Genomic DNA, 16,146 nt, shown 5'->3' with positions numbered 1-16,146 from the left:
GCCGGCACAGCTCCAGCAATGACTTGTCGCCGGTCGAGTATGAAAAGCAGTATTTCAAGCGGCTCGCGAGTGTCTAGGAAACTCGTGGCGATTCAGTGCGACGCGATGCATTTCGCGGAAGAGCTGACAGGGCGTTTCCGTCGTGACCGCCCAGGAATTGCCGCAACCGCAATTAGCGACCCGACTCACATCACGTGCGTCGCGAACGACTACGGGTATCAGCAGGTGTTCAGCCGGTACATTGAATCTCACGGCCGCAGCGGTGATGTTCTGCTTGCGATCAGCACTAGCGGGAAAAGTCCGTCGATTCTGGTAGCTGCCAAAGCGGCTCGCAAACTCGGTATGCAAGTCATCGCATTGACCGGGGCGGCTGGATCGCCCCTGGAGGACCTATGTGACGTCTGTATCAGTTGTCCGTCCGGAGCGTTTGCCGACCGGACTCAGGAACTGCACATCAAGATCATTCATATTTTGATCGAGCTGATCGAACGCGATCTCTACCCAGAAAACTACTAGCGTAACGTCAAGGACGTTTTGGCCGCCATCCGGGTTCTGCGACAGGGCTTACAATTGTCAGATCCGGCTAGACCAGTTGGTTGGAAGTGAATTCGTCAGATAGATGCAGACAGTGACATCTGATTAATTTACCTCCAAGGATCTGACCAATTTGCAGTACTCGTACCTAAATCAGGTGACGTAATTTTCGACTAAGTGACTGAATTGTTTGGGATTCGTGCAAGAGTCATCTATTTTGAGTACTTCGGCATTTCTCTCGTCGGCAACATTGTACCTAAATATGGTGACTTAGTTGATGGGATCGAATTCAAACCTATAGATGTAGACTTAGCGCACATCCCCGCATTTTCCTTGACCTGCTAGTTAGCAAGACGTTGGCAGCACTGGGCAAATTGAAACCAGCTCAGCTTTCAAATATCCTCGCAATAGTCACCCTCCGTACGAAGTTCAAGCTTCATGGATTTAGCAAAACATCGAGCATCAATCGCATTCAATTTTCCTTATCGAAATACAAATTTCCAGGAGTAATCATAATGCTCCTTGGTAGAGCTGCCGACTCGGCTACGCCGATTTGATCCATAGTTAGTTATTGATGTCGGAAAAAGTTACTTTTCAGGTGCTTGGCGCGGAGGATCGCTACGGGACCGACCCACTGTCCTCGTAGGCATGGCAAAACCGAACCCTAGGCCAAGCAGCGTCGCCTTAAAAGTTAGTTTTGAGCGATTCGTCTAGACGTTATCTAGATAATCCGTAGTTGGTTGTTGACGTCGCAAAAAGTTACTTTTCAGGTTTGCGCGCGAAGGCGCTTTGCCACACAGATGCTCTGTCCTCGTAGAGATGGAGAAACGGCACCCTCGGGCCAAGCAACGGCGCCCTAAAAAGTTAGTTTTTGGCGAATCGACCAGGCGTTATCTAGACATCTGCCCTTACGAGCACCGCGTTCTTGTCTCGCAACTGAATATACGTGGTGCAGCCTTTGGAACACCAACGCAGATATTATCTGGGGCGGTCGTCGTAGCAGAGAAAGCAGTATCGCCAGCATTATCTAAACCCAGGGAATATTTTGCTTGCGGAATACCGAAAGCAGTTGTATAAACTGCATTCGCACTCAAAATCAGCTTCCGCCTTAAAACATGCGAGCAGCCGAAACTAACTTTGGCAGTGAATTGTATGCCCTAAGAATTCGCACAGGCGTGACGCAAGCAGACGTTGCCTCTCGTGCCGGATTGGGTAGAGGCTACTACTCGCAGCTGGAGAATTCAAGAAAGGGGCCGCCTTCGACGCTCCTCTTGTGCCGCATCGTCGAGGCGCTGGAACTGAGCGACGCTGAGTCGCACCGTTTGTTCGCTGTCGCGGTTGCAGATCGGTGCGCCGCGACTTGTCACAGTTCTGTGGCCTCGACCTCTATAGCACCACTCGTGAAGTCATTGATTCAATCGGCGCCCAGGATTACACACGAGCAAGCGGCGCGTATCGCAGCGATCCTTAAGGAGGAATAAATGTAGAAAACGACGAACCCCCTACAACTGAGATCCGCCGCTTTCTGGCCGAGATAGTATCTTCGAACGTGGAAATTCTAAGATATCGCTCTCCGGCCGGACGGTCAACTGTTGTTTTCAAAAAAGCTGCATCCGTCTATTAACTGGAGGGTAGAGCAATGGTGAAAGCAGTCTTAGAACCCGTTTGCGCAAGTGCACATGCGCGGGAAACTTTTACGCCTTTGTCCGTGATACGCAAACGCGCGGCCAAGGTATCGAATCTCTGGATCTTCGATTCCCCCAAGAACAATCGCCGCCTTACCGTGTCCGGTGACGTGCCCTTCATGCACTTGATGCTACTTGAAGGTGATACGGGCGTTGCTGGTTACGAACTCGTCGATGATCCTTTTAAAGTTGCTTCAAACAGTGATGCCGGCTATGTCAGGGTACGCAGCCGCGACGGCGCTGAGCATTGGATCGTCATAGCTCGTTCTGGGCGCTCTTCATCAGGCAAGGAAAGTGATCCCTCGATTCCGGAGGGTCTGCGAGAGAAGGCATCATCGGCCGGTGTAGAAGTTCATGCGCGCAGCGAACTTGAACTGCTTGGGAAAGAAGTCTTCCTGGACAACTGGCTCATGCTCTGCGCAATCATGACCCGTGTCAAAGCTTATCCCACGTATCGCGAAACCGAGCTGTTCTTGGCATTAATGTCTCGACATGGCGCGTTGCGCGTACAGGATGTCTTGGCCGACGCCCGGGCCGATCGGAGCATCATGCTTGCCGTGGTGGCCAGGGCGCTCCAGGAAGGCACGGTGCATACCGATCTGACTCGCCGCCTATTCGGAACTCACTCGCAACTCGACCGGGTGCGGTCATGAGTGTCCCACGTAGCCGGACCCTTATTCCTGCTGCCTTTGCGAACTTGTCGCAGTGGCCAGCACCTGATGAGGAAGTCCTGAACGAAGAAATCCTGCGTATTTACCGACCTCGTAAGCTGGCTGTCGCAATGTACGCGGACGGAGTAGCGCACGAACAGATCACAGCTGCTACGGCGATACCGCGCCAGAAGATTTTCTACCTGGTTGGCCGATGCATGGCTGGTGGTGAGGACGGCACGATCGCCGGCTTTCGTGCGCTGGTGCCTTGGAAGCGTTTGCGCGGCTACGAGCGACGTGCTCCAGTTGTCCATGAGCTAGGTGAAGGATCGGGTGGGTGTGCAGGTGCTCTATCGCAGCTGTTCGCGCGATTTCCCGAAGTGGAGCTACACATTCGGAACCGCTTTCTTGGCACTGGAGAGCGTTCGGTTCGAGTAGTTCGGATCAGCTACGCCGAGCTTCATGGTGAATTTCTTGACCAGCTACGCTCACTGGGTTTTACGTCGGAGGACTGGCCATTCAGTACGAAGAATTGCGGATACAAGTCTCTTCGGCAATTTTGTATCGGTTTGCTGAGCGAGAACGCAACGCGCTGGTTCTCGGCTCGCTCTGGAGAGGAAGCGGCGCGTCGACATGGGGTCGGTTCTGGGAGGCGCAGCCTTTTTCCGCAGCTTCGCGGCTATGGCGCCTGCCAATTAGATTTCCATAAAGTCGACGCAGCTTCAGTTCTGATCCTGGAGACCGAAGATGGCGGACGCTTGCCAGTACCGCTTGCTCGCTGGCACATCGGCTTTCTTATTGAGGAGCGATGGAATCTTGTGCTGGGCGCGTTTGTAGCGCTCGAGGGGAACCCGAGCGGGGACAGTGTGCTAGAGGTGGTCGAGTCCGCGATACGTCCACCGGCCGAAGAAAGCGATGCGGCTACTTGCCCATTAACTGTTGACGGCAAGGTTTTCCCCATACAAATCATGCCCGAGATAGCGTTCCAGGGCTTCGGCGTCCTGAAAATGGATAACGCATGGTCGAATGCGGCGACCGAAGTCGTCGATAACATAATCCGTACACTCGGTTGTGCGATCAATTTCGGTCCGGTCAAGGCGTGGTGGCGTAGGCATCCAGTTGAAAGGATTTTTGGCAAACTGAGCGAGCGTGGTTTAAAAAGACTGCCTTCCACATTCGGGTCTGGGCCAAAAGACACGCGCCGCAATAAGCCCGTCGAGCAGGCCGTGAAGTTCGAGATCACCATACGTGACCTCATTGATGTCATTTATGCCTGCATCAGAGAGCACAACGAGGAAGGGAATGAGGGTAACAATTTCTCTTCGCCGATAGGAGCGCTCCAGCATGGCTTGAATCGCTCCGATTCGGGAGTGTTTCTGCAGCCTTTACCCATTCCGGCGCAGCAAGACTTGAAGCTTCTTTCTCATGTCGAAGTTGTTAAGGTTTGCGGCAGCCGCAAGAATAACATCCGGCCTCATGTGACTCTCGGGCGATGGAAATATACAAACGCCGCGCTTGCGAACGCCTACGACCTCATCGACCGGCAACTCATCGTCTACTGCGATCGACGCGATGTCCAGGTCGCAAATGCGACCGTACTCGAGACGGGCGAACAGCTCGGCGCTCTGCAGGGCCCGGCGAACAAGCAAGGACACCATATTTCCTGGCGTAACCGTGCACTTATGAACCAGGCAGGTCTGTCGCAACGCCTGCATGAGAATTCGACGTCAGTGGCGGCACGCTGGTGCGATGGCAAGGCGGACGAACTGCGCGAACGCAGCAAGCGTGCTCGAAACGCCAAGCGCGCTTCTAAGGAAGCGCTCTCCCTTTCCAAGGTCCAGGCCGATCAAAAGCGCATCGGTGATAAAGCGGCGCTAGGGGACTCACTGATACCTTCCCCACCTTCAATCTTGCCAAAGACCGGTAGCTTCTTCGATTTCGAAGCTCCCAAGACTGGTCCTACTTATTTAGGAGATTAAATTGACTGCATTCGCTAACCTACTGACGATCGACCATCCTGCATTTAATCGAAATACTGTCCTATTGACCGAACCAATCAAGGAACTCTACCAAATCGTCCGCCACATCCTGCTCGTGCGCGAAAGCGGTTGCTGTTTCACTGCGCAAAGCGGTGTAGGAAAGACTCGCGCGCTTGTACTACTCGAACATCTACTGCGTGACCGCATGCCCGAGTTGGTCGTGATCCGGCATAACAGTTGGAACCAGCAGGTTTCATCGATCCGGGCATTCTTCAAACATTTTCTTACTGCGGTAGGTCACCCGGAACTTCGTGGCGAGACCTTCGACCTGCGCCACCGACTTGTGCGACGCCTCATTGATCTGGCTCGAGTATATCAGTCACCGTTTGTCGTGCTCCTTATCGATGAAGCAAATGCCATGCGTCTCGAAGATTTCCTCTTCCTGAAAGATATCTATAACGAGCTGGACCGTGAAGGCGTCCAGTTGGTAACGATCATGATGGGACAGGACCCAGATTTTTCCGACGTTATTGGCCACCTTCGGGAGATGGGCAAGTCTGACCTCATCTCTAGATTTGCACGGCGCCGTCAATCGTTTCGAGCATTCTCGTATAAGGAAGATGTGGCGTCAATTTTTGCTCAGTATGATAGTTCCGTCTGGCCCGCTGAAACTTCCCAGACCTGGACCCAGTTCTTTATGCCGACTGCCTGGGACGCTGGATTTCGGCTGGAAAACGAAACCACAAGGTTTTTCGACGCTGTGAAAAAATGTTCCCCGCATTCGGTCCACAAAGTGGGTTTTCCAGCCCGACAATTCTTCACGGCACTACGGCGCTATCTCACGGTCCAGCACCATCGCGACGCACCGGGGGTTTTTCCAAGCTCGGAAGCTTGGGACGACGCTGTTGACTTTGCACTTTTGGCGGATTCAATTGCCGAAATGAAAGGTGAGGCCAAGCGGGCACAAGGGAGACCGCGATGAAGATTTACGATAACGCCGTTAGAGAGTTTCCTTCCAACGCCGCGCTCGATTTGGTTCCCTTGCCGGAAGAATCGATGGTCTCCTCAATATGGCGATTCGCATGGCGTAACGGCCTCGGAGTAAAAGAACTGCTTACCCATTGCACGCACGGTGCGGGCTATCAGAAAGAGCATGCCACTTTTTCCTATAAGCGTGGTTTCGACCCGGACGTGTTCAGCCACAGCAGCTGGTGGATTGATGAGCCGAGTGAAAAAGAGGTATTCGGATCATCATCTGAAAAACATAGGTCTATATGGTGGAATACTGCGTTTCGCTATTGTCCCCTATGTCTAGGGCATCTTTATCATAGCTTCTGGCATCAATCGAAGTTCCTCTCCCACTGCCCGCTAGATGGAGCAGCACTGCGCGATACTTGTTACTCGTGCGGCAAGCATTTGCCCACTTATGGATTTCATCAAGAGATCCTAAGCAGGCCATACGTCTGCCCGCACTGCAACGGTCCCATCTCAGGCGTTGGATTGAGCGTGGATGCTCGGTTGGAGATACAGCAAAGCAAAAGGGAATACGCGCGAGCTTTTGAAAGTCTTGATCATTGGTGGGAGGAGTCGACAGCAGTACGCAATCAGCTGGAATCATTTTTGTCTTCACGGGCATATCATTTCTCGCCGTGGTTGAGGCCTGAAACTACATGGCTACAGTGGGTTATTCACCAAGTCCCCCCGCCGGCAACGCTACCTTTCACGACACGCGAAGTTCCCCAACTCGTGGTCTTGACTTGGAAAATCGCTCTTGAACGATGCGACCCTATGAAAAGCGTCCTTTTTCCGAAGCGTTGGAAAACTGAAAAACTTAGTCTTGCAATAAAGGTTTATCGTGCAACGCTACGACGGTTACTTCGCGTAATCGCAGAATCGGAACCGTTCGACGATGAGGACTATGTTCGTCATCGAGCCGAATCCATCAAAGACCTTCTGAATTCTCCGAGCGGCTGCAACATGAAATTACTAGCCTTCATCATGCTCAGAAATAGCTACGAGACCTATTTTAGTGTGATGCATGCATCGCCAGACCAAGCAGATTTCCAGGACTGGAATGTGGGATTCCCTTATGGGAACGAGTTTGCACAGCGGGTAAGGATATGTTGGCGGGCGCAGTTTATCGCTGAGTATGCAGCGTTCTATTGGTGGCTAGTCGCTGTGCGGGATGGGAGGAAAAGAGTTGGCGACTTCAGAAGAGAAACCGCGACAATGAGTCATGTTGATGTGAAGTTCGACGGAAGTAATGGTGACTATATTATTGGTAAGGTCGCCTTCCCAGCTGTTGATGGACTTCGGCTTAGTCTGTCTCCCTGATGCCATAGGTGGGTGAAACCGGATAATAAAGTAGCTTCCATGACCGGTGGTGGCAGCTCGCCACCTACCGGTCAGCCATTCATGCAACAAAAACGCTTTACCGCTACCTCAGTTTAAGGATCCGGCGCGCACCAGTGAGCACGATGACGGCGATGATGGTGCCCACAACAAGATCGGGGTAAGGCGAACCAGTCCAGGTAACCAACACTCCAGCAGCGATCACGCCGAGATTGGCGATAACGTCGTTGGCGGAAAATATATAACTTGCCTTCATATGCGCACCCCGATCACGTTTCTTGGCGATCAAAATCAGGCAGGCAGCGTTAGCAATGAGGGCTACGGTTCCGACACTCATCATCAAAACAGATTCGGGTTCACTGCCAAAGAAGAAACGTCGAACCACTTCACTCAGCGCACCTAGTGCGAGCACGAGTTGAAGCCACCCAGCCACGTGGGCCGCACGAGTTTTTAGCGCAGCCGCGCGCCCAACAGCGTATAACGCTAAACCATAGACTGCTGCATCGGCGAACATGTCGAGCGAATCGGCTACTAATCCTGCGGATTCTGCGATTAACCCCCATGTGAGTTCGACCACGAACATCACAGCATTTATAGCCAGCAGCAGCCGCAACGTCTTCGCCTCTGACGCGTCTCCAGCTTTATCGGAGCCGCTAGTCGATTGGGACAGGTCTGGACGGGAACTGATCAGGTGGGCGCCCAAGTCTAATCGTGTCAGCTTCGACAATATAGGATCGATGTTTCCCGAGTGTGCTACGTGGAGCTGCCTTGCCGAGAGATCGAAGTTGAGCGAATGTATGCTTTCGACATCAGCTACCGCCATGCGGATCATGTTCTCCTCAGACGGGCAGTCCATCTTCGGTATTGCGAGCGTGCTGATCGTGCGTTGTACGGTAGAGCGTGGCTCAGCCGGACGTGAGCTGCGAAGCTCCACCCCCAGTCGCAATGGTTGAAGGACGTCGAAAAGGATATCTGCGCTCCCACGGTGGAGCACTCTGACGGTTCGGGTATTTAGGTCGAAGGCGATATGATCGATGCCGTCGACTTTGTCCAAAGCCATCCGAATCAAGTTTTCTTCAGACGGACAGTCCATTTTGGAGACGAACAGCTCGGTTTCAAGGCCGCTAGAAGGCGTGGTCTGATTTTGTGTCATGAAAGTGAGTTTTTTGATGGCTGGTTATTGGAGGGTAAACCTTCAACCAGCTTCAAGGTCAAGTGTGCTCAGGACCTGTGATTGGCACCACGCTGAGTGAGCTACCCGGCTTGTCCCGCCGGCGCGAGGGCATCAATGATGCCGCAATCGGCAAATCGACCGCCCCGGCATGAAACCAGCAGACGGGAAAGATGTTCTTTCAATAAGTTGAGGTCTCTGATCTTTTGCTCGACCTCGGCAAGGTGTTGTTCTGTCAGCGCTGTCACGGCGCAGCAGTCGCCGTCTCGCTGGTCGGAGAAGGCCAACAGGCTTCGCACTTGGTCGACCGTGAACCCGATCTCCCGTGCACGGCGAACAAAGCTCAGGCGGGCTACATCCTCGCTCCCGTACAGCCGGTAGTTGCTGCCGGAGCGGGATGGAGAGTCGAGCAACCCAATTTTCTCGTAATAGCGAATCGTCGCTGGGGGCATCTGCGCCGCAGCGGACAGCTGTCCTATCGTAAATGTGCGTGACATATGCTTGACATTAAAGTGGCTTCAAGGTTTATAAAGCTCATTTATTAATCCGTCAAGCAAATCCAATCATGCGCATCAAGATCAATGCTTCTGTCGCCACGACCCTGTTGGTCATGTGTATGGCCGCAGGCTCTGCCTTTGCTGAGGGCACTCCACTGACGCTTGCCGAGGCCGTCGCACGGGCTAGACTCCACGCGCCGCAATTGCAGGGCGCTGACGCAGCCTTGCGCATCGCCGATGCCAATGTACGCCAGTCTGGACTTCGACCGAACCCGACACTTTCCCTTGAGGCTGAAAATGTCTTGGGATCGGGACGCTACTCCGGTTTCGGTGGGGGAGAAAAGACGGTCGCGCTGTCAATGCCCTTGGAGCTCGGTGGTAAACGCGGCGCGAGGATGCGCGTGGCCCAGGCTGAACGGGCCGCCGCCGGTATTGGGGCGCGCTCCGCGGAAGCGGAGCTGACATTTCTGATTACCGAGGCGTTCGTTACCCTTGCTGCCAACGAGCGCTATGTCGCGATCGCAAAAGCTGGTCATGAACTGGCTGCGCGTGCTCACCATGCAGCACGCGAACGGGTGCGCGTCGGAAAAGCATCTCCAATAGAGGAGCAAAGGGCGGACGTGCTGCGAATCAATACGGAGGTTCGTCTGGGCAAAGCACTACGCGCCGCCGAACTGGCCCAGAAAACGGTCGCACGGCTGACAGGCACGGCGATGCCGCTCACGATCGCGTCCACGTGGTTCGAGCAAATAGAACGCAGCGAGATGACGCCGGCAGCAGGGCAGGGGTTGGCGATCGCAACAGCAGAGGCCGAGGTGGCCGCTGCGGAAGCTCGCGTCGATGCGGCCAGGCGCGACCGGATACCGGACGTAACGCTGACCGCAGGCATGCGCCGTTACGGCGAATCGTCCGACAAGGCCGCTGTGCTCGGCCTGTCGGTCCCACTGCCATTGTTCAATCAGGGCACGGCCGCGCTGGCGCGCTCGCGGGCGGAATTCGATCGGGCTTCCGCCGCGCGCCGCGGCGTCGCACTGCAATTCGAGCAATCCAGCGCGCAGGCGGAAGCCGAGGTGGCCGACGCATTGGCGGCCGCACGGGCCGCCAATGGCCCCGCGCTCGCCGCCGCAGAAGAAGCGGCGCGCATCGCGAGGATCGGATACGCCGAAGGAAAATTCCCGCAACTCGAATTGATCGAGGCCGAGCGCTCTTTGGCCGAAACCCGCGAAAGCTCGGTCGACGCGCTCGCAGCACTCCATACTGCCCGGGCACGTCTGGCTCGGCTCCAAGGTTCCAACTCTCCAATTTATAAGGATTGACCCATGCAAGCGGTATTCCGATCGGGCCTGTGCGCCGCGATGATCCTGTTGAGCGCATGCTCCCCCAAGCCAGAAACAGCCCCTAAAGTAGCGGCCGAACAGGGTGAAAAAACGGCGACCGCCTCAGGCGAGAAAGCCGAGAAGGCCGAGAAGAGCGGCGAAGCCGGCGAGCGGGGCGAAGCTGCGGAGAGAGAAGGCGAAGCCGAAGCCAAGGAAGATTTTGTATCGCTATCGGACCAGCAAATCAAAGCCGCGGGTATCGAGATCATGCCGGTTCGACAGTCCTTCGCTGGGGCGGTCGAGGCGCCTGCAGTCATCGCGGCAGACCCGAAGCATGCAGCCGTCGTCTCGAGCGCCGTTGGCGGCCGGGTTGTCGAGGTCCGGCGCAACCTGGGCGACCCGGTCGCTCGGGGCGACGTGCTGGCTGTAATCGAAAGCCGTGACGTAGCCCAGCTCAGGGCCGACGTTGAAATCGCCAAGCGGCAGTACGAGCTCTCGCAAGCCACGTTCGCGCGCGAAGAACGTCTGTTTGGCGAAAAAGTCACCTCGCGACAGGAATTCGAAATTGCGCGCAATGCCGCGCAAGAAGCACGCACCCGCCTTCGCCTGGCCGAGCAACAACTCGCCGCCGCCGGGGGAACGGGCGGAGGGCAGCTTAACCGGCTGATGCTGCGCTCCCCGATCAAGGGCAACGTCACGGCGCGGCAGATCGCCCTGGGCGACATCGTCGCGCCGGACGCACATCTGTTCGAAGTGGCCGACCTCAACGAACTGGCCGTCGAGCTTTCGCTGTCGCCGAACGACGCCGCCCGCGTCACCGTCGGCACTGCGGTGGACGTGTCGATTGATGGCCGCACCGGCGCAGGCCGCATCACCCACGTATCGCGCGTCCTCGATCCCGCCACCCGCCAGGTACGCGCCATTGCACGGCTGTCGAACGGGGAGGGAAGCTGGCGCATCGGCGAGACGGTCAGGGCATCGATCGCGCTCGAGGGCGGTACCGGCGGCACCCAGCTGGCCATTCCACGGACCGCCGTGCAGACGGTGGAGGACAAGCCGAGCGTGTTCGTCCGGGAGAAAGAAGGGTTCGCGATCAAGCGCGTCGTCCTCGGCGGTAACGCGGCCGGCTACGTCAAGGTGGTGTCCGGCCTCGACGGCAAGGAACAGATTGCGGTCAGCAATACTTATCTGCTGAAGGCGGAGCATGGCAAGGGAGAGGCAGGGGACGATGACTGATTTCCTCGTTCAACGGCTCCTGAAGGATACCCAACCATGATTGCTCGCATCGTCAACTTTTCCGTTGCGCGGCGGTGGCACGTCCTCATCGCCACCATCCTGCTGTCGATCCTCGGCGCATTCGCACTGACGCGCCTGCCGATCGACGCGGTACCGGATATCACCAACACGCAGGTGCAGATCAACGTCGTCGCACCGGCGCTCGCGCCGGCCGACGTCGAACGACAGGTCACCTATCCGATCGAGACGGCGTTTGCCGGCATTCCCGGACTGGAATCCACGCGCTCGTTGACCAGGCATGGATTTGCACAGGTCACGACGGTCTTCAAGGACGGCACGGATATCTATTTTGCTCGCCAGCAGATAGCGGAGCGGCTGCGCGCCGTCGAGCGCAACTTGCCCCCGGGTGCTACTGCGAGCCTGGGTCCGATCGCGACCGGGCTTGGCGACGTCTACATGTGGACGGTGGAGTACGCCTCCAAGCCGGCCCAGAAAGTCGGTACGTCGGCCGGCTTGCAGGCGGACGGAAGCTATATCACCCCGGAACGGGAAGTGCTGCGCGGCGCTGTTGAGAAGGCTACCTACCTGCGCACGGTGCAGGACTGGATCGTCGCACCGCAGCTCAAGAATACCGAAGGGCTGGCGGGCGTCGACGTCATCGGGGGCTACGTCAAGCAGTATGTGGTCACGCCGGATCCGCAACGACTAGCGGCCCTGGGCATCAGCCTGACGATGCTGGGCGAGGCATTGGAGCGCAATAACACGAGCGCCGGCGCCGGCGTCGTCGTCCAGAACGGAGAGGCCCTCACCGTCAAGGCCGATGCGCGCATCACCTCATCCGAAGAACTGGCAAAGACCGTCATCACCACCCGTAACGGCACGCCAGTGCTGGTGTCGCACGTCGCTAGCGTCGGCCTGGGGCAGGAGGTGCGTTTCGGCTCGGCGTCCGAAGGCGGCCAAGAGGTCGTCGTCGGTACGGCCGTGATGCGCATTGGCGAGAACAGCCGGACCGTTGCCGCCGCCGTCGATGTCCGACTCAAGGAAATCGCACATTCCTTGCCGCCCGACTTGCTCATCCGGCCAGTCCTCGACCGCACTCGGCTGGTCGATGCCACCATCAAGACCGTGGCAACCAATCTGACCGAAGGCGCGCTTCTGGTGATCGCCGTCCTGTTCGCGCTACTCGGAAACCTGCGCGCGGCGCTGATCGCCGCAGCCGTTATTCCGGTCACCATGCTCCTGACCTCGGCGGGCATGCTCGAGGCGGGACTCTCGGCAAATTTGATGAGCCTGGGCGCGCTGGACTTCGGCCTGATTGTCGATGGCGCCGTGATCATCGTAGAGAACGCGCTGCGCCGCATCGCCGAACACCAGCATGCGACTGGCAAAACTCTTACCAAAGCGGAGCGCCTTGATACCGTTGCGGCCGCCGCGCGCGAAATGATCAGGCCAAGCGTCTATGGCCAGGCGATCATCATTCTCGTCTATGTCCCCCTGTTGACGTTCCAGGGGGTGGAAGGCCGGATGTTCGCACCGATGGCGGTAACGGTGATTCTGGCCCTGGTATTCGCTTTCATTCTTTCTCTTACCTTTGTGCCGGCGGCGATCGCGCTATGGCTTTCGCGCCATGTCAATGAAAAGGAAAACCGACTGGTCAAAGCCGTATCCACGTCCTATGCACCTTGGCTGGACCGTGCACTCGCGAAGCCCAAGCTGACCGGCGTACTAGCGACCGTCGGTTTTGCGGGCGCGCTGGGTCTGTTTACAACGCTGGGCCAGGAATTTCTCCCGACCCTCGACGAGAAAGACGTGTTGCTGCAGGTCGCCCGCATTCCCGGAACCTCCCTGGACCAGAGCCAGGCGATGCAGTTCGCTGTCGAGAAGGCGGTCGGCAAGCTGCCCGAGGTAAAGCTGGTCTTCTCCCGAACAGGTACGGCTGAACTGGCCGCCGACCCTATGCCGCCGAATATCACGGACACCTTTGTCATCGTTAAAGACCGTTCGGAATGGCCGGAACCCGGGATGAGCAAGGCCGAGCTGGTTGAGAAGATCGAGAAGGCGGTTGCAGGCATCCCGGGCCAGAACTACGAGCTGACCCAGCCGATCCAGATGCGCTTCAACGAACTGCTGGCCGGCGTACGGGGCGACATTGCCGTCAAGGTCTACGGCGACGATTTCAACGCCATGATCCGCACCGCCGAGCAGGTTGCCGAAAAACTGCGTGCGGTCGAGGGCGCGGAGGACGTCCGGGTAGAGCAGGTGCAGGGGCTTCCGCTGCTCGATGTGCGGCTGGACCGCGACGCCATGGCGCGGGTTGGATTATCCGCTCAGGACGTGCACGACACACTGGCGGCAGCCATCGCGGGCCGGGAGGCTGGTTCCATCTATGAAGGCGACAGGCGCTTCGACGTGGTGGTGAAACTGGGTGAGACCAGCAGGAACGATGTGGAAGCCTTGCGCCAGTTGCCAGTGCTGACGCCAAGCGGCAGTTTCGTGCCGCTGGGGTCGGTGGCCGCGCTGGAGACGGCCAAGGGACCGAACCAGATCAGTCGCGAGAACGGCAAGCGTCGCGTCGTGGTACAGGCCAACGTGCGCGGACGTGACATCGCCAGCGTGGTCAGCGAAGCGCGCGCAAGCATCAACGCGGACGTACGGGTGCCCGCCGGTGCATGGATTACCTGGGGCGGGCAATTCGAGAACCTCGAGCGTGCGCGGATGCGTTTGGCAGTCGTGGTACCAGCCTGCTTCGCGCTCATCATCGCGTTGCTGTACTCGGCTGTTGGGTCTTGGCGTTCGGCCGCGGTCGTGTTTACGGGCGTGCCTCTCGCCCTGATCGGGGGTATCGCCGCACTCTGGCTGCGTGGCATGCCGTTTTCGATCTCGGCGGCCGTTGGATTCATCGCACTGTCCGGCGTCGCTGTCCTCAACGGGCTGGTAATGGTGGGCTCGATCGACGACGTGGCGAAACAGCTTCCGTGGGCACAAGCGGTGCGCGAAGGTGCGCTGCGGCGCCTGCGCCCCGTCTTGATGACGGCACTGGTCGCATCGCTGGGCTTCGTCCCGATGGCATTGGCAACCGGCGCCGGCGCCGAGGTGCAGCGGCCGTTGGCCACCGTTGTGATCGGAGGCCTGATCTCCGCTACGATCCTGACGCTGTTCGTGCTGCCGACGCTTTACCAGCGCTTCGCCCGTCCGCCCGAGAACGTGGCGGAGGGAATTTGAACAGTCCAGTAGAGTGAACGCAAGGACTCGAACATTGGAAGGAATCACATGAAAGCGCAATACGACCTGGTCATCGTTGGCGCGGGTTCAGGCGGGTACATCGCCGCAATCCGCGCCGGACAACTCGGCTTGTCCGTGGCCTGCATTGAATCGAATCCTTACGCCGCACCCGACGGCCAGGCGCGCCCCGGAGGAACCTGCCTGAACGTGGGATGCATTCCATCCAAGGCATTGCTTGCGTCGAGCCACCTGTACGAACAGGTCGTCCACCACACCGCCGAGCACGGTATCACCACTGGCGGCGCGGCGATCGAGGTCGACAAGATGATCGATCGGAAGGACGGGGTGGTCTCGAAAATGGCCAAAGGGATCGAATACCTGTTCAAGAAGAACAAGGTCGACTTTATCAAGGCGCGCGCGCGCTTCGTCGGGATGCAGGACGGGGTATATTCCCTGGAAGTCTCGGCCGAAAATTCCGTGCAGGAGATCAGCGCGGGTAACGTGATCATCGCCACCGGGTCGAAGCCGCGCCAGCTGCCAGGCACCCGGATCGACAATGCAATCATCTGCGACAACGCCGGAGCGCTCGATTTCCGCGAGGTGCCGAAACGCCTGTGTGTGGTTGGCGCCGGCGTGATCGGTCTCGAGCTAGGCTCAGTGTGGCGGCGCCTGGGTGCGGATGTCACCCTGCTCGACGCCATGCCGGACTTCCTGCCCGGCTGCGACACCGCCGTGTCCAAGGAAATGCTCAAGCTGATGTCTGGCCAAGGGCTGAAATTCGACCTTGGCGTGAGCATCGACAGCATCGCGCTCAGCGGCGGCGGGGTGCAGATTTCGTATCGCGACCGTGCTGGCGCCGCCAAGGAGCTCGCTTGCGACAAGGTGATCGTGGCGATCGGGCGCGTGCCCAATACGGATGGGTTGGGAATCGAGGCAATTGGCCTGGAGCTTGACCAGCGCGGCTATGTGCCGGTCGATGAACACTGCCGCACGATATTGCCGAACCTGTTTGCCATCGGTGACGTCGTGCGCGGGCCAATGCTTGCGCACAAGGCCGAGGAAGAGGGAATCATGGTCGCCGAGATCGTCGCAGGGCAATCCGGGCAGGTGAATTACGCCGCCATCCCCTTCATCATCTACACGAGTCCCGAAGCCGCGTGGGTTGGCAAGACGGAGCAGGAACTGGCACGCGAAGGCCGCGCATTCAAGTCGGGACAGTTCCCTTTCTCGGCCAACGGGCGCGCACTCGGCCACGGCGACGCACAGGGGTTTGTCAAGGTCCTAGCCGATGCCGAGTCGGACCTTGTGCTGGGCGTGCATATCGTCAGCTCGCTCGCGTCGGAAATGATCGGTGAAGCGGCAATGGCGCTCGAGTTTTCGGCGTCTTCGGAGGACATTGCCCGGATCTGCCACGCGCACCCGACATTGTATGAAGCAATCAGGGAAGCGTCGCTCGCTGTCGACAAGCGTGCGCTGAACATCTGACCGTCAACTGTATAGGAAC

12 protein-coding genes are annotated in these 16,146 nt (G+C 57.7%); 10 read left to right on the top strand and 2 right to left on the bottom strand.

Annotated elements, in window-relative coordinates; genetic code table 11:
- From ABIB38_RS22780 to ABIB38_RS22755, 6 genes are all read left to right on the top strand, one after another.
- The coding region (locus tag ABIB38_RS22780; protein WP_429206946.1) for an SIS domain-containing protein at positions 1–516 on the top strand (516 nt) is incomplete at its 5' end.
- A 1,133-nt stretch (positions 517–1,649) separates the two neighbouring features.
- A complete protein-coding gene (locus ABIB38_RS22775) occupies positions 1,650–2,015 on the top strand; it encodes a helix-turn-helix domain-containing protein (RefSeq protein WP_109343494.1) in 366 nt (121 codons plus the stop codon).
- Between the two features lie 158 nt (positions 2,016–2,173).
- Complete coding sequence (locus tag ABIB38_RS22770; RefSeq protein WP_162819335.1) at positions 2,174–2,872, top strand: hypothetical protein; 699 nt, start codon at positions 2,174–2,176, stop codon at positions 2,870–2,872.
- Positions 2,869–4,848: a hypothetical protein gene (locus tag ABIB38_RS22765; RefSeq protein WP_162819334.1), complete on the top strand. Its 1,980-nt coding sequence runs from the start codon at positions 2,869–2,871 to the stop codon at positions 4,846–4,848. The genes ABIB38_RS22770 and ABIB38_RS22765 overlap by 4 nt, the downstream gene beginning before the upstream one ends.
- A gap of 1 nt (position 4,849) precedes the next feature.
- Positions 4,850–5,830, top strand: coding sequence for an ATP-binding protein (locus ABIB38_RS22760; protein WP_162819333.1), 981 nt, complete (start codon positions 4,850–4,852; stop codon positions 5,828–5,830).
- On the top strand, positions 5,827–7,182 hold the full coding sequence (locus tag ABIB38_RS22755) for a TniQ family protein (RefSeq protein ID WP_109343490.1): 1,356 nt from the start codon (positions 5,827–5,829) through the stop codon (positions 7,180–7,182). The genes ABIB38_RS22760 and ABIB38_RS22755 overlap by 4 nt, the downstream gene beginning before the upstream one ends.
- 103 nt (positions 7,183–7,285) lie before the next feature.
- On the opposite strand, the gene ABIB38_RS22750 is transcribed toward ABIB38_RS22755, so the two are convergent.
- Both ABIB38_RS22750 and ABIB38_RS22745 read right to left on the bottom strand, forming a co-directional pair.
- On the bottom strand, positions 7,286–8,353 hold the full coding sequence (locus tag ABIB38_RS22750; protein WP_109343489.1) for a cation transporter: 1,068 nt from the start codon (positions 8,351–8,353) through the stop codon (positions 7,286–7,288).
- Positions 8,354–8,454: 101 nt separating this feature from the next.
- A complete protein-coding gene (locus ABIB38_RS22745; RefSeq protein ID WP_109343488.1) occupies positions 8,455–8,868 on the bottom strand; it encodes a MerR family transcriptional regulator in 414 nt (137 codons plus the stop codon).
- Between the two features lie 68 nt (positions 8,869–8,936).
- Here ABIB38_RS22745 and ABIB38_RS22740 point away from each other — a divergent pair, with 68 nt between their 5' ends.
- From ABIB38_RS22740 to lpdA, 4 genes are read left to right on the top strand one after another with little or no spacing between them, the layout of a single operon-like run.
- Positions 8,937–10,184, top strand: a complete 1,248-nt coding sequence (locus ABIB38_RS22740; RefSeq protein WP_205289051.1) for a TolC family protein — start codon at positions 8,937–8,939, stop codon at positions 10,182–10,184.
- 3 nt (positions 10,185–10,187) lie between these two features.
- The gene (locus tag ABIB38_RS22735) at positions 10,188–11,420 is read left to right on the top strand and encodes an efflux RND transporter periplasmic adaptor subunit (protein ID WP_109343487.1); all 1,233 of its coding nucleotides are present in this window, start codon (positions 10,188–10,190) and stop codon (positions 11,418–11,420) included.
- Positions 11,421–11,456: 36 nt separating this feature from the next.
- Complete coding sequence (locus ABIB38_RS22730) at positions 11,457–14,642, top strand: efflux RND transporter permease subunit (protein ID WP_109343486.1); 3,186 nt, start codon at positions 11,457–11,459, stop codon at positions 14,640–14,642.
- 48 nt (positions 14,643–14,690) lie between these two features.
- On the top strand, positions 14,691–16,127 hold the full coding sequence (gene lpdA, locus ABIB38_RS22725) for a dihydrolipoyl dehydrogenase (protein WP_109343485.1): 1,437 nt from the start codon (positions 14,691–14,693) through the stop codon (positions 16,125–16,127).
- Positions 16,128–16,146 lie beyond the last annotated feature (19 nt).

Origin of the sequence: Massilia sp. UYP11 (assembly GCF_050434805.1) — a bacterium.
Classification (GTDB): domain Bacteria; phylum Pseudomonadota; class Gammaproteobacteria; order Burkholderiales; family Burkholderiaceae_D; genus Telluria.
Note: the sequence above shows the minus strand (reverse complement) of the source record. Positions and strands in the feature narration are given on the sequence as shown.